A 16,843-nucleotide genomic window follows, 5' to 3' on the forward strand; every position below is an offset into this window, starting at 1 on the left:
TGTTCGTTCAGGGCGCCAGCAGGAAATCCAGCACCGCCCCTTCGAACTCGCGGGGAAACTCGATGTTCGACAGGTGCACCGCCGGCAGCGTGAACAGGCGCGCGCCGGGGATCGCCCGGGCTATCAGCTCGCTGTGGTCCGCGGCGGTCACCGTGTCGAACTGACCGGCGATCACCAGCATGGGCAGGCGCACGTCACGCAAGGCGCTGCGCAGATCGGTTTCCTGCACAGCAGCAAAGGAGCCGGCCAGCCCATGTCGGTTGGTCGCCAGCAGCGTGGCACGGAACGGCTCCACCTCCGGCCGCCGCGAATCCAGCCAGGCTGCCGGGAACCAGTTGGCGAGGAAGGTCGCCGCAGTGCCCTGCATATCCTCCGCCGCCAGTACCTCGGCGATGCGCTCATCCCACTGATCCTGCGGCCCGAGCCAGGCGGAGGTGTTCGCCAGCACCAGTCGCCCGATGCGCTGCGGAGCATTCAGCGCCAGCCACTGGCCGACGAAACCGCCGAGGGAAAGGCCGAGGAAATGCGCACGCTGAACGCCGAGCGAATCGAGCAGCTCGATCACGTCTTCTCCCAACCGCGCCAGTGAATAGGGACCAGCGGGAACGCTGGAGGCGCCGTGCCCGCGAGCGTCGTAGCGCAACACGCGGAAGTGTTCGCTCAACGCAGCGACCTGCCCGTCCCACATGTGCAGGTCGGTGCCGATGGAGTTGGACAGCACCAGCAGGGGGCATTCGGCGGGGCCGTCCAGGCGATAGGCGATGCGGGCGTTGTCGCGGGTAGTCAGATAGTGCAGCGGGCTCATGGCAGCCTCTCCTCAAGTGGGGTTGAGACGAGGCTAGTTGCAGCGCGCTCTGGAAGAAATTACAAAGACCTGACGATCTCTGTCAGGAAAGCTGACATGCACGACTTCACCCTGCACGACCTGCAGTGCTTCGACGCGGTGGTCGAAGCCGGCGGCTTCCAGGCCGCCGCCCAGCAATTGCATCGTTCTCACCCGGCGGTTTTCGCCGCCGTGGCCCGCCTGGAACGCCAGCTCGGCTTCGAGCTGCTGGACCGCAGCGGCTACCGCGTCGCGCTGACCGCCGCCGGCGAATCCTTCCACCGCCGCGCCCGAGGCCTGCTGCGCGAGCTGGGCAGCCTGCGCGACCACGCTGCGCACCTGGCAGCCGGTGAAGAAAGCGAACTACGGGTGGTGCTCGGCGACTTCTGCCCGCGCCCCGCCCTGCTGGAAAAGCTTGCACGCTTCTTCGCCACGCAACCCCGCACGCGGCTGCAGCTGTACTTCGAAAGCGTCAGCGGGCCACTGGAGCGGCTGCTCGATGGCGAGGCCGAATTGGTCCTGCACCGCGTGGACAAGGCCGACCCACGCCTGGAGTGGCTGGACCTGGGCGAAGTGGACTTCATCCCGGTGATAGCGCCGGGGCTGCTGACGGACATCACGGACCTCCGCCCGGAGCACCTGCGTTCGCTCACCCAGTGCGTGATGCGCGACAGCGCCCGGCACTCGCCGCCGGTGGACTTCTTCACCCTGGAAGGTGCGCCGCAATGCACGGTGCCGGACCAGGCGATGAAGAAGGAGCTGTTGCTGCACGGCCTCGCCTGGGGCCATCTGCCGCGCCACCTGATTGCCGAGGAGCTGGCCGACGGTCGCCTGCGCGATCTCAGCGGCCCCCACCTGCCCGGCCGTCGCGAGGAGCTGGTCGCCGCGCGCCTGCGCGACCGCGCCCACGGCCCGGTCGCGCAACGACTCTGGAGCTTTCTGCAGCAGGCCTGATCAGCTGCGGCTCATCGGCCCGCGCACCGGCTGTTCGCGCATATGGCTGACTTCACTGACCGGCGCGCCGGCGGCAATCAGCGCCTCGCGCTGCTGGGCGATGGGCGTGCGGGCGATGGCGCGTTCGAACTGGTTGAGCTTCTGGAACGCCGGCAGCGCGAAGGCCGCGGCAAGCATGGCCGCCAGTTTCGGCCAGCGCCGGGCATCCAGCTCGTAGCGGGCGAACTGCGCGTTGCGCATGAAGCAGGCGACGCTGATGTCGGCGATGGACAGCTCACCGAACAACCAGCCGTTCTCCGGCAACTGCGCCTCCAGATAATCGAATACTGCCGGCAGGTCGTGCTGGTAGGTCTTCTCCAACACGGCGGCGTCCGGCTCACGGCCCCACACGCCGCGACCGATCACCAACTGGTCGAACAGCTGCCAGATCAACACCTGGCCCATGCGGCTGTCGGCGAATTCCTCGATCCAGCGCGCACGGGCGCGATCGGCGATATCCGCCGGGTAGAGCGCCGGCTGTGGATAACGCTCTTCCAGGTACTGGCAGATCACCGAGGAGTCGTTCAGCACCAGCTCGCCGTCCACCAGCACCGGCACTTGGCGAAGCGGGCTGAGGCGCTCGAAGGCCTCGTTGCCGAAGAACGGCACGACGGAGTCGACGCGGTAATCGACGCCCTTCATTTCCAGCAGGACCAGCGCCTTGCGCACATAGGGCGAGAGGAAGGAACCGATGATCAGCACAGGGTCGGACATGGCGAGGCTTTCCGCGAAAAGGGTCGTCCGATTGTAGAACGACGCCGAAAAGCGGGCGACCGGCAGCAAAAGCCGACGGGTGCCAATTGCGCGCATGACTGCACTTTGCGATCATTTGCGAATGGTTATCGTTTTTTAACTTGATCCCATTCGAGATCATTGGGGGAGTAGCTTGTCGGCCATCCAGATGGGTAGCGGCGAACTCGTTGGCGCCTTGTATCGCGATCACCGCGACTGGCTGACTGCCTGGCTGAATCGCAGTCTGGGCTGTCCGCAGCGCGCCGAAGACCTGAGCCAGGACACCTTCGTTCGCGTGCTCGGCCGTCGCGAGCTGCCCTCCCTGCGCGAACCGCGCGCCTTCCTGGTGACCGTCGCCAAGGGCCTGCTGGTGGACCACTGGCGCCGCGTGGCGCTGGAACAGGCCTACCTCGACGAACTGAAATGCCTGCCCGAAGCAGTGCAGCCCTCCGCCGAAGACCACTGCCTGATCCTCGCCGACCTGCGCGAGATCGACCGTCTGCTGGGCAAGCTGTCCACCCGCGCGCGCAGCGCCTTCCTGCTCAACCGCCTGGACGGCCTGGGCCACGCCGAAATCGCCGAGCAACTGGGCGTTTCCGTACCGCGCGTGCGCCAGTACATCGCCCAGGGCCTGCGCCAGTGCTACATCGCGCTGTACGGCGAGCCGACGTGAAGGGACCGGTTTCCCTGCAGATACTGGACGAGGCGATCAGCTGGCAGCTGCGCCTGGGCTCCGGCGAATCGCGTCCGGACGATGAAGCCGCTTTTGCCCGCTGGCACTCGGCCCACAGCGAACACGCCCGCGCCTGGAGCCAGCTGGGCATGCTCGACCGCAGCCTCGCCGGCGCCGCGCCCAAGGCGGCACGCAACGCCTTGCTGCGCTCGCCGGGCGAATCCCGGCGCAAGGTCCGTCGCCTGGCCGGCACCGGCTTGTCGTTGCTGCTGGTCGGCGCGCTGGCGCTGGGTGTCGGCAACCGCTACACGCCGGTGCGCTATGCCTTCTCCGACCTGGTGACAGCCACCGGCGAGCAACGCGAACTGCGCCTGCCGGACAACACCCGGCTGGTGCTCAACAGCCGCACCGCCGTCGATGTGCGCTTTGACGCCGAGCAGCGGCGCATTGTCCTGCTCAGCGGCGAAATCCTGGTGGAGACCGCCCACGGCGACAGCCGCCCGTTCATCGTCGAAACCGACGAAGGCCGCCTGCGCGCCCTCGGCACGCGCTTCCTGGTGGAGCGCGACGACAGCGACAGCACCTTGCTGAGCGTCCTGCAGTCCGCCGTGGCCGCACGCCCGGAGCGACTGCCGGATGAACGCGTGGTCAACCAGGGCCAGCAGGTGCGTGTGCGCGCCGATGGATTCGGCGCGCTAGAGGCCAACAGCGCCACTGCCGATGCCTGGACCCACGGCATGCTGGTGGTGGACAACGTCCGCCTGGGCGAGCTGATCGACCAGCTGGCGCGCTACAGCCCCGGCTACCTGGCGGTGGATCCGGCGCTGGCGAACCTGCGCATCACCGGCAGCTTCCCGCTGAAGAACATCGACCTGGCGCTCAGCTCGCTGGAGCCGACGCTGCCGGTGCGCATAGAGAAGCACGGCCAGTGGTGGTCGCGCGTGGTGCCGCGCGGCTGAGAAAGCCCGTGCCCTCACGGAAATCCTGCGCGGCCGCGGCCCTCTCCCCCGCCCTCGCCCTGAAGGGAGAGGGTTAGGGAGAGAGAAGCCCAGCTCGGACGATCAGATCAGGACCGGCCCAGAAAGAACCTGCCGAACTGAGGGGGTTCAATCCGCAAAATTATTTTCACCCAGCCCTATCACTTTTCAATTCTCGTCCGGCAAGGAGGCATCGAGAAACGTTTTCATTCAGGAGTCGTTTTCAATGCGCCGCCCGTTCGAACTGTCGCTCCGCCCCTGCCTGCTGGCCACCGCTATCCTGCTGGCCACCTCTTCGGCCGTCGCCGCCGAAGCCGTGCGTGACTACCAGGTACCCGCCGGCCCGCTCGCCAGCACCCTCAACCGCATCGCCGCCGAAGCCGGCCTGTCGCTGAGCCTCGACCCGGCGCTGGCCCAGGGCCGCAGCGCACACGCCGTGCAGGGTCGCTACGATGCCGCCGGCGCGCTGCGCCAGGCGCTGCAGGGCAGCGGGCTGGAACTGGTGGAAAGCGAATCGGGCAGCTACAGCCTGCGCCCGGTGCCCAGCGACACCCTGTCGATGTCGGCCACTACCATCAGCGGCACCCAGGAAGACCCGGACGGCCCGACCGTCGGCTACCTTGCCACCCGCACCCGCGCCGGCACCAAGACCGACACCCCGCTGCTGGAAGCCCCGCGTTCCATCTCCGTCGCCACCCGCGAGCAGATGCAGGACCGCAACGTGCAGAGCCTGGACGACGCGGTACGCTACATGCCCGGCGTGATCGCCAGCAGCTACGGCAACGACACCCGCGCCGAATGGCTGAAGGTGCGCGGCTTCGAACCGACCCAGTTCCTCGACGGCCTGCCGCTGCCCAAGGGCTCCTACGTGATGCCAAAGCTGGAAACCTGGGACCTGGAGCGCGTCGCCCTGCTGCGCGGTCCGGCGTCCTCGCTTTACGGCCAGACCCCGCCCGGCGGCCTGCTGGACATGACCAGCCGCCGCCCCGAGGCCGAGAGCAGCCATGAAGTGCAACTGCAGGTCGGCAGCTACGAGCACAAGCAGATTTCCTTCGACAGCACCGGCAAGGTCGACGATGCCGGCAACCTGCTCTACCGCGTCAGCGGTGTGGTGCGCGACAGCAACACTCAGGTCGATCACGTCGACAACAAGCGCTACAACATTGCCCCAAGCCTGACCTGGAACTTCGACGAAGACACCAAGCTGACCTTCCTCTCCCAGTTCAACCGCGACGACACCGGCATCACCAGCCAGTTCCTGCCGCTGCAGGGCACCAAGCTGTCCACCCCGGCAGGCGAGGTGAAGTACCACGAGAACCTCGGTGACCCGGACTGGGAGTTCTACGACAAGACCTACTACGCCCTGGGCTACGCCTTCGAGCACCGCATCAACGACGTCTGGCAGTTCCGTCAGAACCTGCGCTACACCAAGAGCGACCTGTCCTTCCAGGGCATCACCGCCGGCGGCAGCGCGACCTCGGTGGCCGACGACGGCACCCTGTCCCGTGGCGCCAACGTGGTCGACGAAGACATCAGCCAGTTCGCCATCGACAACAATCTGCAGGCCGACTTTTCCACCGGCCCGCTCAAGCACACCCTGCTGCTGGGCCTGGATCACCAGCGCGCCAACACCAACTACAAGTGGCTGTACGGCGCCGCGCCGACCAGCAACATCAGCAAGCCGATCTACGGCCAGGACTTCAGCAACGTCGTCTACACCGCGTACAACGACTACAACCAGAAGATGCGCGATACCGGCCTGTACGCGCAGGACCAGATCGCCCTCGACAACTGGCGCCTGACCCTCGGCGGACGCCAGGACTGGGCCCACACCGGTTCGAAGTTCTATAACGCCGATGGCGCTACCGATACCCGCCGCGACAGCAATTTCAGCGGCAACGCGGCACTCAGCTACGTGTTCGACAATGGCGTGGCGCCCTACGTGTCCTATGCCGAGTCGTTCCAGACCGAAGCCGGTGGCACCAACGGCGCGGCCTTCGAGCCGAGCACCGGCAAGCAGTACGAACTGGGCGTGAAATACCAGCCAGTGGGCACCGACCTGATGCTCAGCGCCGCCGTCTACGACCTGACCCGCAAGAACATCGTCCTCACCGGCAGCGACTTCATCAGCCGCCCGGTGGGTGAAGCGCAGGTCCGCGGCTTCGAACTGGAGGCCGTCGGCAACGTCAACGAGAACCTCAAGGTGACCGCCGCCTACACCTATGCCAACAGCAAGATGACCAAGGTCGCCAATCCGCTGGACAAGAACCGTCCGCTGCCGCTCACCCCGGAAAACCAGGCCTCGCTGTGGGCCGACTATACCTGGCATGACGGTCTGCTCGACGGTTTCGGCCTGGGCTTCGGCACCCGCTACGTCGGCGAGACCCACAACATCGCCATCGGCAGCATGGGCTACGTGCGCGACAAGTCTGACGGCGACACCGGCTCCTACACCCTCTATGACGCTGCGGTGCACTACGACCTCGGCCGCCTCGACAACAGCCTCAACGGCCTGAACGTCGCGCTGAACGCCAACAACGTATTCGACAAGGAATACATCTCCACCTGCGACGGCTTCTACTGCTACTACGGCGACCGTCGCAACGTGGTTGCCAGCGTCAACTACAAGTTCTGACGCCCACGCAGCGCCACAGGCACCCGTAGGGCGCATAACGCGCCAGCGTTATCCGCCGGCACAACGGCGGATAACCTGTTCCAGGTTATTCGCCCTACGCTCCCGGTGGCCCGCGCAACGCGGGCCCTGCTCAACGCACCACTTCTCCCCAGACCACGCTCGCATCGTCATGGATCTTCAGACGCGGATAATCCAGCGCCTGGTCATCGGCGCTTTCCAGCGCGCGCAGTTCATCGATCAGCGCCTCTACGCCCCGCTCAGGCAATGCTGCGAACAGCGCATCCAGATCGTAGCGACGGAAATCCAGTAACCGGTCGAAGCCATCGGTGACCAGCATGAACGCCTTCAGCCCCGCAGGGTCGAGCACCCGGCGTTGCACGTGGGGAATCCAGCGCTCGCTCGGGTCGAGGCACCAGTAGCCTTCCGGCGTGTTGGCCAGCGCACGGTTGCGCCGCACCCATTCGCGACTGGCCTGCCAGAGTTGCGCATGGCTCCAGTCCGGATTCGCCTTGCGCAGCGCCAGCAGGCGCTGAACCGACTGGCGATCGATCTCTTCCAGCGGCGTGTCGCCGAAGCTCTCGACGCGGCCATCGTCCCAGGCCAGGTGGATGCAGGTATCGCAGAGATTGAGCAACTCCAGCGAGCCGTCGCCCAGCCCCCGCAGCAGGCTCAGGCAAGCGGTGGGCAGGTTGAGATCCAGGCTCACGGCCACGCCGGAGTCACGCTGGAAATCCGCAGCGATGCCCGCCTGCAATTGCGCCAGCAGCTCGTCGGTCGGTCGATACGGCTGCTCCTCCAGCAAGCGCTGCAGGTGCGCATTGGCGCTCTGCGCAAGCCAGCGCGCGTCACTCTCGCCACCCACCAGCCCCTGCCCGAGACTGGTCGCACCATCCAGCACCCAGGCCGCCTGCGCGGTGTAGCCGATGGCATCGTCGTTCACCGGCGAACCCTGGCGGCAGGCCGCCCCGCGTACGGAAATCGTCGTCACAAGCCCTTCTCCTTCGTTTCGTCGGCCACACTGACCGGCGTACAGTCTCACCTGATTCCGGACCCTGCCAAGGAGAGCCCCATGCTTCGCGTCCTGTCCCGTCCCCTGAGCAGCCTGCTCCTGACCGGCCTGCTGCTGGCCACCGGCGCCCATGCCGCCGAGGTGAAGTACTTCGACCTGCCCAAGGGCTCCGGCCCGCACGATGTAGCGCCCACCGAGGACGGCAAGGTCTGGTACACCGCGCAGAAGCTCGGCGTGCTCGGCCGGCTCGATCCGCAGACCGGGCAGACCGAACAGATCAGCCTGGGCAAGGGTTCCAGCCCCCACGGCGTGATTGCCGATGGCGACGGCGACGCCTGGATCACCGACAGCGGCCAGAACGCCATCGTCCATGTGGATGCGCAGCGCCTGGGGGTGGAAGTCATCCCGCTGCCCAAGGAGGCGGCCAACGCCAACCTCAACACTGCGGTATTCGATGACGACGGCGTGCTGTGGTTCACCGGGCAGAACGGTTTCTACGGTCGTCTCGACCCGGACAGCCGCGACCTGAAGGTCTGGCCGGCGCCACGCGGCAAGGGCCCGTACGGCATCGCAGTGGCTCCGGATGGCGGCCTCTGGTACGCCTCGCTGGCGGGCAACTACATCGGCCAGATCGACGGCATCGAAGGGAGCGCCACCCCCTTCGATACGCCAAACAAGGACGGCGGCCCGCGCCGGCTCTGGGCAGATTCCGTGGGGCGACTCTGGGTCAGCCAGTGGAACGCCGGGAGCCTCGCGCGCTTCGATCCCAGCGACAACCAGTGGAAAACCTGGAAGCTGCCGGGCGATCATCCGCAGCCTTATGCGGTCTACGTCGATGCCATGGACCAGGTATGGCTGAGCGATTTTTCCGCCAATGCGCTGCTGCGCTTCGACCCGCAGAGCGAGAAGTTCACGGCCTTCCCCAGCGACCACGCAAACGCCAACGTCCGCCAGCTGCTTGGCCGCCCCGGCGAAGTGTGGGGCGCCGAATCCGGCACCGATCGCCTGGTGCTGATCCGCGATTGAACCGATGACCGAACCCCAGGAGTTGCTGTCGATGAGTACCCGCCCCGTCCTGTTCCACGCCGCCGCTTCGCCCTTCGTGCGCAAGGTCATGGTCCTGCTGCACGAGACCGGCCAGGTCGAATCTGTGGAGCTGTACGCCGCCGTCCACACGCCTATCGCGCCGGACGCCGGCGTGCTGCACGACAACCCTGCCGGCAAGATTCCCGCCCTGCACTTGGCCGATGGCCAGAGCCTGCACGACAGCCGGGTGATCCTCGAATACCTCGACCAGCAGCACACCGGCGAGCCGCTGATTCCCCGCGAAGGCGCAGCGCGCTGGCGTCGCCTCACCCTCGCCTCGCTGGCCGATGCGGTGCTCGATGCGGCCGTGCTGATCCGCTACGAAACCGCCATGCGCCCGCAGGAAAAACACTGGGACCAGTGGCTGGACAACCAGCAGCTGAAGATCGTCCGCACCCTCGCCTACTTCGATGGCCCGGCCCACGCCGAACTGGCCGGGCGCTTCGACATTGCCGCCATCGGCGTGGCCTGCGCCCTGGGCTACCTGGACTTCCGCCAGCCGCACTGGGACTGGCGCGCCGACCACCCACAGCTGGCCCGGTGGTTCGCCGAGATCAGACAGCGGCCGTCGATGCAGGCGACGGTGCCGGGCTGACGCTCGCCGCTACAGAGAACAACGCCAGCTCCGGCTAATCGAGCTTTCAGGCGCAGGCCACACTCGCCAGCCGGCGCCCCCCAGCCCCCTCTCCCTCTGGGAGAGGGTTGGGGTGAGGGGGAAGGCTCCGCGCCAGAAACCACGGTGAGCTACCGACCTCCGCACTACCCTGCGCTCAAACCGCTCATCGCGCACCACTCGCCGCTTTAGCCCCTGCTCGAACAACCCGGCGATCTGCCGCGCCAGCCGCCGGCCCACTTCGCGCTCCTCGCGCAATCCGCTCCAGGCACTCATCACTTCTTCCCCAGTCGGTAGATCGGCAACGCCAGCAGCAGGCCGAGCTGTGCCACGCCCATGCACATCTCCAGGAAGGAGCGCACATGGGGATTGTTCGCCGCGTCCTCGACGCCGGTGAGTTGCGTCCACAGCTCGCCCGGCAGCAAGAGCGCGAGGTGCGCCAGGGGCTTGCCGGTGGCCACCAGCAGGGCGATCCAGTCGAAGCGGCCGAGCAGCATCAGCACCGGCAGGCACAGGCCACTGACCAGCAGGCCGGCGAACAGACACAGGGAAAAACGCATCAGGTTGGGCATTTGTCTTCTCCTCAGCGCTGCACGCGCACGTCTTCCAGGGAAAATTCCAGGTCGTCTGCGCGGGGCTTGCCGATGCCGTACCAGTCCAGTTGACGGGTCAGCACCATCACGCCACCGAGCACGCCGAACAGCAGCAGCGAACCCATCAGCAACGCGTAGTCCTCGGCGCTGAGCAGCGCGTAGAGCATCCCGTAGAGCCCGGCCAGCCCGAGGCTGAACCCGGCTCCGCGCCACAGGCTGCGCAGCACGTGGCAGAGGTAGAAGCCGATCAGCCCGACACACGCGCCAGCGGACAGCAGGTAGGCCAGCTCGAAGCCGACATGCTCGGAGAGCGACAGCAGCAGCAGGTAGAACAGCGCCAGCGCCATGCCCACCAGGGCGTACTGGATCGGGTGCACCGACAGGCGCTTGAGCACTTCGAAGAGGAAGAAGCCAGCGAAGGTGAGGACGGTGAACAGCAGCGCGTACTTCACCGCGCGGTCGGTCTTCAGGTACTGGTCCACCGGGTCCACCAGCGCCACGCCGAAGCGGTGCTGGCCGAACTCGCTGCACTCCGCCGAGCTGGCATGGGAGGCATCCGGGTCGACCGCTTCGACCGCACGGGCGACATCGGCCTGGGCCGGCGCGGTGCAGGCACGCAGCTGGTCCTCCAGGTTGGTGGCGAAGAAGCTGGTGCGCCAGCGTGCGCTGAAGCCCTGGTCGGTGACGCTGCGTTCGGTGGGCAGGAACTCGCCGCCGAAGCTGGGGTGCGGCCAGTCCGAGACCAGGTTGACCTGGCTGTCGCGGCCGACCGGGGTGATGTCCAGGCGGCTGCTGCCCAGCAGCGACAGTTCGAAGGCGTAGTCGAAGCGCTGCTCGTGATCGCTGGCCTTGAGTGGCAACACCGCATGCACGCCGTTGCCGAGGAACTGGCTCTGGGTGCCCGGCTGGAAGTCGCGCAGTTCGTCACCGACTTTCAGCTTCGGTGCGTTCTCGATGCCGCGCACGTCGCTGATGCCCACCGCCAGCAGCGGGTCGTCGAAACGGTAGCTGCCCAGGTCGCTGGTGATGCCGTAGTTGGCCGGCAGAACGAAGCTGCCGCTGACCTGGCTCTCGGCATGGAACAGGCGCGCCTCGTAGATGCCGCGATGGCGCAGCTCGGTGCGCATCTGCCCATCGAGGCTGAAGACTTCCGGCAGGAAGTACAGCCGCCCGCGCACCTCGCGCTCCTGCAGCACGCGCTGCTGGCTCGCCTTGTCCAGGCGCCAGCCACGGATGGTGCGGGTGTAGGGCACGACCACCAGCGGGCCGGTGAGCTGCTGGCTGTAGCTGGCGCTGCGGGCGATGTCCTGAAGGACTTCGTCGCGGTAGTTCTGACGCTCGTCGACGAGGCCGTCGATCATCAGCAGGGGTATCAGCAAGAGGACGATCAGCAGCGCAATGGCGCCGAGCTTGATGCCGAGGTGGCGATTCATCGAAGGCTTCTCCGTAGGTGGACGACGGAGCAAGCCTGGGGCCCGCGCGTGGGAACGCTCGGGGCGGAGTGTGGAGACTGTGTGGGTTTTATGTGGCGGCGGCGCGACCTGTAGGAGCGGGCCATGCCCGCGATCACGCCCATGGGGCGCCCCTGCAGGACGCGTCGAACTTCCCGACGCGGGCGATCCTTGCCGATGTTCTACCCCTGCGGCAACGAAAGACTCGCGCGCACACCACCCTCGATGTTCTCGACGCTCAGCTCACCGCCATGCAGCGCAGCCACCTCGGCGACGAAGTTGAGGCCCAGGCCAGTGCTCTTGCGTCCACTCAGCGGGCGCGGCAGCGAGTAGAAACGCTCGGTCAGACGCGGCAGGGCGAACTCCGGAATCGCTTCGCCCTGGTTGCACAACTCCACACGCCAGCCTTCGCCGTCAGGCTGCGCATCGAAGCGAATCACGCCACCGGCCGGGGTGAAATCCAGCGCATTGTCCAGCAGGTTGCCCAGCGCCTGGCGCAGCAGGAAACGCTCGCCCACCACGCATGCCTGCTGGGGAATCGCGTTCTCCAGCTGCACGCCCTGCACACGGGCCATGCGCTCGTCGATCAGCTCATTCGCCAGCTCGTGCAACGCCACCGGCACATGCTCCTCCAGTCCCTGGCGCTGCTCCACCTGGGCGAGGTTCAGCAGGCGCTCGATCAGTTGTTGCAGGCGCTCACTCTCCCCGGCGATGTTGCCGACGAAGCGCGCACGCTGCTCGGCAGGCATCTCGCCTTCGAGCAGTTCCGCCGCTCCGCGAATCGCCGCCAGCGGGCTCTTCAATTCGTGGGTCAGGGTATGCACGTAGCGCTCGACGTAATCCTTGCCCTCCAGCTGCACGCGCATGCGCTCCACCGCGCCAGCCAGCTGCGCCATCTCGCCACCGCGGTAGCGCGGCAGCTCAGCGCGCCGGCCCTCGCTCACCGCCTGGGCGTAGCGGGTCAGGCGATCCAGGGAGCGGCTCAGCCACCAGGACAGCCCCGCGCCCACCAGCAGGCCGAGCACGATCAGCCCGGCACCGAGCCACGCCAACCGGCGCTGCGAACGGTCAATGTAGGGCTGCAGTGTGCGGTTGGGCTTGGAGACCGAGACCACGCCGATGATCTTTTCGCCGTCGCGGATCGGCGCGGCGACGTACATCACCGAGGACTCCGGATCGTCCGCCGACTCGCGGCTGGAACGTGCACCGTACTCGCCGTTGAGCGTCCGATAGACGTCATTCCAGCGCGAATAGTCCTGGCCCACCGCCTTGCCGAGGGAGTCCAGCAGGACGATGCCGCGCGCATCGGTGACGTAGATGCGGTGGTTCACCGCCGTCTTGTTCACGCCCCAGATGTCGGCCCGCGGGCTGCGCGCGCCGTAGGCGCGGAGCATGTCGGGCAGCCGGCTCTGGTCGAGGGTGCCACTCTTCACGTCGGCCTGGAGAATCTCGGCCAGCAGGTTGGCGGTATCCACCAGCGTCTCTTCGCTGGACTGGCGCACGCCGGGGCGAATCTCGTCCATAACCGTGCGCAGGACGAACCAGCCGGTCAGCCCGACGAAGAAGAAGTAGACCAGGAAGATCCGCAGCGACAGGCGCATCAGCTCTTGTCCGGCGCGTAGCTGTAGCCCAGGCCGCGATGGGTCTGGATCGGTTCGGCGGCGGGGACGACCTGGCGCAGCTTGGCGCGCAGGCTCTTGATGTGGCTGTCGACGTTGCGCTCGTAGCCGGCGTCGGCGGCGACGCCCAGCGCATCGAGCAACTGCTCGCGGCTGAAGACCCGTTCGGGGCGCGCCAGCAGCGTTTGCAGCAGGCGGAATTCGTGGCGGGTCAGGGCCAGCGAGTGGCCGTGGTAGCGAATCTGGAAGCGCTCTTCGTCCACCTCGAACGGGCCGTTGCCGGCGGCTGTCGTAGCCGGCGCTTCACGCGGCGCGGTGCGCTTGAGGATGGCCTTCACCCGCGCGGCGACCTCGCGCGGGCTGAAGGGTTTGACCACATAGTCGTCGGCGCCGATCTCCAGGCCCACCACGCGATCGATCTCGGCGTTGCGCGCGGTGAGGAAGATCACCGGCACCTCGGAGAAGCGCCGAAGCTGCTTGCAGGCTTCGAAGCCGCTGATGTCGGGCAGGCCGACATCGAGGATGACCAGGTCGAATGCGTCACGCTGCAGGCGTTCGAGGGCGGGGCCGGCGAGGTTCAGCCAGGTGGTCTCGAAGCCCTCGGCCTGCAGGGCATAGAGCAGCGTGTCGGCGATGGCGGCTTCATCTTCGACGATGAGGATGTGGGGCATGGGATTCCGATTCCCGGGAAAGTTCCGGAAGGGTCCATCATGCCCCGCGCCGCGTCAATCGAGGATCAGGAGCAGCTCGGCTTGCCGGCGACGAAGCGCTCGCCCGGGTCCACCGCGACGTGGAATTTGCGCAGGCCCTTGGTGCCCATCAGGAACGGGTAGTTGAAGTGGCTGCGATCGGTGAGGTTGACCTCGATGGTGCGCTGGTCGCCACCCAGGCACACCGGCAGCTCGATCACCGGGCGCTGGCTGAGGCCGGGGCTGGCCTCTTCCTCTTCGTCCTCGCCGGCGGATTCGGTGCGGTTCTTGATCTTCGAGATGCGCGAGAGCTTGTGCTCGTACACCGAGTCGCCGCCGTCCTTGGTGGCCAGCTTGAAGCGCACCCAGTCCTCGCCGTCACGCTGGAAGATCTGGATGTCCTTGGCCGACAGCGACGAGGTGTAAGCGCCGGTGTCCATCTTGGCCTGCAGGGTCTGGTCGAGTTCGGGCAGGCTGACCCATTCGTAGCGGCCGTAGAGCTTGGTCTCGGCGGCCAGGGCGAGGCCGGGCAGTGCGATGCCGGCCACAGAGAGAAGCGAAAGCAGAGCGAGGGCGCGTTTCACGCGAAATCTCCGGGGTGGATTACGTCGCATAGGACTAGCACGGCAGCCATTGGTTCGCCATACCCGCGCCGCTTGGGCCGGGACAATTGTCTGCGTATCATGGCCGCGCCACCGTCGCACAAGGAATGGACCCCATGCCGGCAGTCAAAGGCGTCATCGCCAGCCTCCTGCTGTTGCTCAATACCCTGATCCTGATCGGGCCGATGATGCTGATCGCGCTGCTCAAGCTGGTCATCCCCGGCCAGGCCGCGAAGGACGCCTGCTCACGCGGGGTGATGTGGATCGCCGAGACCTGGGCGGAGATCGACAAGGCCATCTTCGCCCTGATGACCCCGACCGTGTGGGACATCCGCGGCGCCGCCCAGCTGCGCGGCGACACCTCCTACCTGGTGATCAGCAACCACCAGTCCTGGGTCGACATTCCGGCGCTGGTGCAGGCGTTCAACCGCAAGACGCCCTACTTCAAGTTCTTCCTGAAGAAGGAGCTGATCTGGGTGCCCTTCCTCGGCCTGGCCTTCTGGGCGCTCGACTACCCCTTCATGAAGCGTTACAGCAAGGCCTTCCTGGACAAGCACCCGGAGCTCAAGGGCAAGGACCTGGAGATCACCAGGGCGGCCTGCGAGAAGTTCAAGCGCATGCCGGTGACCGTGGTGAACTACCTCGAAGGCACGCGCTTCACCCCGGCCAAGCAGGCCCAGCAGCAGTCGCCCTACCAGAACCTGCTCAAGCCCAAGGCCGGCGGCGTGGCCTTCGTCCTGGCGGCACTGGGCGAGCAGTTGGACACCCTGCTGGACGTCACCCTGGTCTATCCGAAGGGCCCGCGACCGGGCTTCTGGGACCTGCTGTGCGGACGCGTGCCGCGCGTCATCGTCGATATCCAGGCGCGCGAGATCGACCCCGCGCTCTGGCAGGGCGATTACGAGAACGACCCGGAATTCCGCCAGTACGTGCAGCACTGGGTGTCGCAGTTGTGGGAGCAAAAGGATGCGCGCATCGAACAGCTGCGCCAGGAGTTCTGACGCTCCCTACGCGCCCCGTCCGGCGACCGGCACAGCCGGCGTCAGCGGGGCCGCCGGCGTGCCCCAGAGTCCGCCGAGCGTCCCCAGCAACTGGCTGCTCAGGCCCTGCTCGGTGAAGTAGTCGAGGATCACCCCGGCGAAGCGGCCGATCATCGACTGGTCCATGCCCAGCACGCCGAAGATCTGGTCGACGTCCTGCAGGTTGTTGATCCCGCCGAGCAGCGCCGCGGCGTTGCCCAGTCCACCGAAACCGCCCAGCGCCCCGCCCAGATCGCCCAGCGAGCTGTTGCCGGCGAGCTGGTCGAGGTTCGGCAGGGACTTCTGCAGTTGCGCCGTGTCGGTTTCCTTCAGGCTGTTCATTGCCATCGCCAGCATGGCGCCGGTGCCGCCGATGGCCTGCTGCTCGCTGACACCCAGCTGCCTGGTGAGGTTGCCCAGCAGCGCACTGGCGGCCGGCGGCACGCTCTGCGCCTGCGTGGTGGGCTCGCTGGTGTCGGTGAAGGTGGCGGCGAACACGGGGGAAACGGCCAGGCAGGCGGCCAGGCAGGCGGCCAGGCAGGCGGCCAGGAAGACGACGGAACGGGTGGGCATCGACGGCTCCGGAAAACGGATGTCCGGCCCCAGGGCGGGGCCGGATCGTCGATAGGACCGGGGCGCGGCGCGGCGGTTCCGCGCCGGCTGGCGGATATCAGGCGCCGGTGCCCCAGAGGCTGCCCAGGGTGCCGAGCAGGTTGCTGTTCAGGCCCTGCTTGCCGAGGTAATCCAGCAGCACGCTGGAGAATTTGCCGGTCATCTCCTGGTCCATGCCCAGCGCGCCGAAGGCCTTGCTCACGTCGCCCATGCTGCTGACGTTGCCCAGCAGGCCGCTGGAAGCGCCGCCACCCAGGTCGCCAAGCTGGCCACCGAGGCCGCCCAGGGCATTGCTGCCGGTGAGCTTGTCGAGGCCGGGAACGGTCTTCGCCAGCTGCGAGTAATCGGCGGTGCTCAGTTTGTTCTTCGCCAGGCCCAACAGTGCGCCGGTACCGCCGAGCGCCTGTTCGTCGCTGACGCCGAGCTGGCCGGTCAGGGCGCCGAGCAGGCCGCTGGTCTGCGGCGTGGATGCCACGCGCGAGGTGTCGGCGCCGGTCGCGCCGGACACCGCCTTGGCGGCATCGCCCAGGTTGAAGGCGAACGCGGAGGAAGTCGCCAGCAGGGCGGCCAGTGCTAGGGTGACACGGGGTTTGACGGACATCGCTGTCTCCTGGGGGTTCCGGACGCCATATCGACCGGGAGGCAGGGCCATTGTTCCGCCCTGGAAGGCGCAGCGGAGGAAAAACGCGCTCCGTTCACAGGGACATAAATGTCCGG

General features: G+C 67.0%; 17 protein-coding genes. 7 read left to right on the forward strand and 10 right to left on the reverse strand.

Translation table 11 applies throughout. The annotated features are described in order from the left end of the window. Positions 1-7: 7 nt before the first annotated feature. Positions 8-805, reverse strand: coding sequence for a 3-oxoadipate enol-lactonase (pcaD, locus tag IB255_RS11430; protein ID WP_081519662.1), 798 nt, complete (start codon positions 803-805; stop codon positions 8-10). 96 nt (positions 806-901) lie between these two features. Between pcaD and IB255_RS11435 the strand changes: the two genes are divergently transcribed. Next, positions 902-1,777 (forward strand): LysR family transcriptional regulator, encoded by an 876-nt coding sequence (locus IB255_RS11435; RefSeq protein WP_081519661.1) that lies wholly within the window; start codon positions 902-904, stop codon positions 1,775-1,777. Here the strand turns inward: IB255_RS11435 and IB255_RS11440 are convergent, their stop codons facing one another. Further along, entirely contained in the window at positions 1,778-2,530 is a 753-nt protein-coding gene (locus IB255_RS11440) for a glutathione S-transferase family protein (protein WP_081519660.1), read from the reverse strand. It abuts the gene before it with no gap. Between the two features lie 187 nt (positions 2,531-2,717). On the opposite strand from IB255_RS11440, the gene IB255_RS11445 reads away from it, so the two are divergent. The 3 genes from IB255_RS11445 (at position 2,718) to IB255_RS11455 (ending at position 6,833) form a co-directional block, all read left to right on the forward strand. Next, on the forward strand, positions 2,718-3,221 hold the full coding sequence (locus IB255_RS11445) for an RNA polymerase sigma factor (protein ID WP_412548100.1): 504 nt from the start codon (positions 2,718-2,720) through the stop codon (positions 3,219-3,221). Further along, on the forward strand, positions 3,218-4,180 hold the full coding sequence (locus IB255_RS11450; RefSeq protein ID WP_081519658.1) for a FecR domain-containing protein: 963 nt from the start codon (positions 3,218-3,220) through the stop codon (positions 4,178-4,180). The genes IB255_RS11445 and IB255_RS11450 overlap by 4 nt, the downstream gene beginning before the upstream one ends. A 244-nt stretch (positions 4,181-4,424) precedes the next feature. Next, entirely contained in the window at positions 4,425-6,833 is a 2,409-nt protein-coding gene (locus IB255_RS11455) for a TonB-dependent siderophore receptor (protein WP_081519657.1), read from the forward strand. A gap of 130 nt (positions 6,834-6,963) precedes the next feature. On the opposite strand, the gene IB255_RS11460 is transcribed toward IB255_RS11455, so the two are convergent. After that, the gene (locus IB255_RS11460; protein WP_081519656.1) at positions 6,964-7,821 is read right to left on the reverse strand and encodes a protein phosphatase 2C domain-containing protein; all 858 of its coding nucleotides are present in this window, start codon (positions 7,819-7,821) and stop codon (positions 6,964-6,966) included. An 81-nt stretch (positions 7,822-7,902) separates the two neighbouring features. On the opposite strand from IB255_RS11460, the gene IB255_RS11465 reads away from it, so the two are divergent. Next, positions 7,903-8,868 carry an SMP-30/gluconolactonase/LRE family protein gene (locus IB255_RS11465; RefSeq protein ID WP_081519655.1) on the forward strand — a complete coding sequence of 322 codons (966 nt, stop codon included), beginning with the start codon at positions 7,903-7,905 and terminating at the stop codon, positions 8,866-8,868. 31 nt (positions 8,869-8,899) lie between these two features. After that, positions 8,900-9,523 carry a glutathione S-transferase family protein gene (locus tag IB255_RS11470; protein ID WP_081519654.1) on the forward strand — a complete coding sequence of 208 codons (624 nt, stop codon included), beginning with the start codon at positions 8,900-8,902 and terminating at the stop codon, positions 9,521-9,523. 293 nt (positions 9,524-9,816) lie between these two features. Here IB255_RS11470 and IB255_RS11475 read toward each other — a convergent pair whose 3' ends face one another. The 5 genes from IB255_RS11475 to IB255_RS11495 form a co-directional block, all read right to left on the reverse strand. Beyond that, the gene (locus IB255_RS11475) at positions 9,817-10,113 is read right to left on the reverse strand and encodes a hypothetical protein (protein WP_081519652.1); all 297 of its coding nucleotides are present in this window, start codon (positions 10,111-10,113) and stop codon (positions 9,817-9,819) included. A gap of 11 nt (positions 10,114-10,124) precedes the next feature. Then, positions 10,125-11,567: a cell envelope integrity protein CreD gene (gene creD / locus IB255_RS11480; protein ID WP_081519651.1), complete on the reverse strand. Its 1,443-nt coding sequence runs from the start codon at positions 11,565-11,567 to the stop codon at positions 10,125-10,127. A gap of 200 nt (positions 11,568-11,767) precedes the next feature. Continuing rightward, positions 11,768-13,186, reverse strand: coding sequence for a two-component system sensor histidine kinase CreC (gene creC, locus IB255_RS11485; RefSeq protein ID WP_081519650.1), 1,419 nt, complete (start codon positions 13,184-13,186; stop codon positions 11,768-11,770). Continuing rightward, positions 13,186-13,875, reverse strand: a complete 690-nt coding sequence (creB, locus tag IB255_RS11490; RefSeq protein ID WP_081519649.1) for a two-component system response regulator CreB — start codon at positions 13,873-13,875, stop codon at positions 13,186-13,188. The genes creC and creB overlap by 1 nt, the downstream gene beginning before the upstream one ends. A gap of 65 nt (positions 13,876-13,940) precedes the next feature. After that, the gene (locus IB255_RS11495) at positions 13,941-14,477 is read right to left on the reverse strand and encodes an ATP-dependent zinc protease (protein ID WP_081519648.1); all 537 of its coding nucleotides are present in this window, start codon (positions 14,475-14,477) and stop codon (positions 13,941-13,943) included. 134 nt (positions 14,478-14,611) lie between these two features. On the opposite strand from IB255_RS11495, the gene IB255_RS11500 reads away from it, so the two are divergent. Further along, positions 14,612-15,496: an acyltransferase gene (locus tag IB255_RS11500; RefSeq protein ID WP_081519647.1), complete on the forward strand. Its 885-nt coding sequence runs from the start codon at positions 14,612-14,614 to the stop codon at positions 15,494-15,496. A gap of 6 nt (positions 15,497-15,502) precedes the next feature. On the opposite strand, the gene IB255_RS11505 is transcribed toward IB255_RS11500, so the two are convergent. Continuing rightward, the gene (locus IB255_RS11505; RefSeq protein WP_192210392.1) at positions 15,503-16,087 is read right to left on the reverse strand and encodes a DUF2780 domain-containing protein; all 585 of its coding nucleotides are present in this window, start codon (positions 16,085-16,087) and stop codon (positions 15,503-15,505) included. 97 nt (positions 16,088-16,184) lie between these two features. After that, a complete protein-coding gene (locus IB255_RS11510) occupies positions 16,185-16,727 on the reverse strand; it encodes a DUF2780 domain-containing protein (RefSeq protein WP_081519645.1) in 543 nt (180 codons plus the stop codon). Between the last annotated feature and the right edge of the window lie 116 nt (positions 16,728-16,843).

It is taken from the genome of Pseudomonas sp. PDM22, assembly GCF_014851965.1.
Lineage (GTDB): Bacteria > Pseudomonadota > Gammaproteobacteria > Pseudomonadales > Pseudomonadaceae > Pseudomonas.

Excerpts from the sequence above, each read along its gene's own strand:
- creD (WP_081519651.1), bottom strand. The coding sequence starts at position 11,567 with ATGAATCGCCACCTCGGCATCAAGCTCGGCGCCATTGCGCTGCTGATC.
- pcaD (WP_081519662.1), bottom strand. The coding sequence starts at position 805 with ATGAGCCCGCTGCACTATCTGACTACCCGCGACAACGCCCGCATCGCC.
- IB255_RS11505 (WP_192210392.1), bottom strand. The coding sequence starts at position 16,087 with ATGCCCACCCGTTCCGTCGTCTTCCTGGCCGCCTGCCTGGCCGCCTGC.
- IB255_RS11510 (WP_081519645.1), bottom strand. The coding sequence starts at position 16,727 with ATGTCCGTCAAACCCCGTGTCACCCTAGCACTGGCCGCCCTGCTGGCG.
- IB255_RS11465 (WP_081519655.1), top strand. The coding sequence starts at position 7,903 with ATGCTTCGCGTCCTGTCCCGTCCCCTGAGCAGCCTGCTCCTGACCGGC.
- creC (WP_081519650.1), bottom strand. The coding sequence starts at position 13,186 with ATGCGCCTGTCGCTGCGGATCTTCCTGGTCTACTTCTTCTTCGTCGGG.
- IB255_RS11435 (WP_081519661.1), top strand. The coding sequence starts at position 902 with ATGCACGACTTCACCCTGCACGACCTGCAGTGCTTCGACGCGGTGGTC.
- creB (WP_081519649.1), bottom strand. The coding sequence starts at position 13,875 with ATGCCCCACATCCTCATCGTCGAAGATGAAGCCGCCATCGCCGACACG.
- IB255_RS11500 (WP_081519647.1), top strand. The coding sequence starts at position 14,612 with ATGCCGGCAGTCAAAGGCGTCATCGCCAGCCTCCTGCTGTTGCTCAAT.
- IB255_RS11475 (WP_081519652.1), bottom strand. The coding sequence starts at position 10,113 with ATGCCCAACCTGATGCGTTTTTCCCTGTGTCTGTTCGCCGGCCTGCTG.
- IB255_RS11445 (WP_412548100.1), top strand. The coding sequence starts at position 2,718 with ATGGGTAGCGGCGAACTCGTTGGCGCCTTGTATCGCGATCACCGCGAC.
- IB255_RS11470 (WP_081519654.1), top strand. The coding sequence starts at position 8,900 with ATGAGTACCCGCCCCGTCCTGTTCCACGCCGCCGCTTCGCCCTTCGTG.
- IB255_RS11455 (WP_081519657.1), top strand. The coding sequence starts at position 4,425 with ATGCGCCGCCCGTTCGAACTGTCGCTCCGCCCCTGCCTGCTGGCCACC.
- IB255_RS11440 (WP_081519660.1), bottom strand. The coding sequence starts at position 2,530 with ATGTCCGACCCTGTGCTGATCATCGGTTCCTTCCTCTCGCCCTATGTG.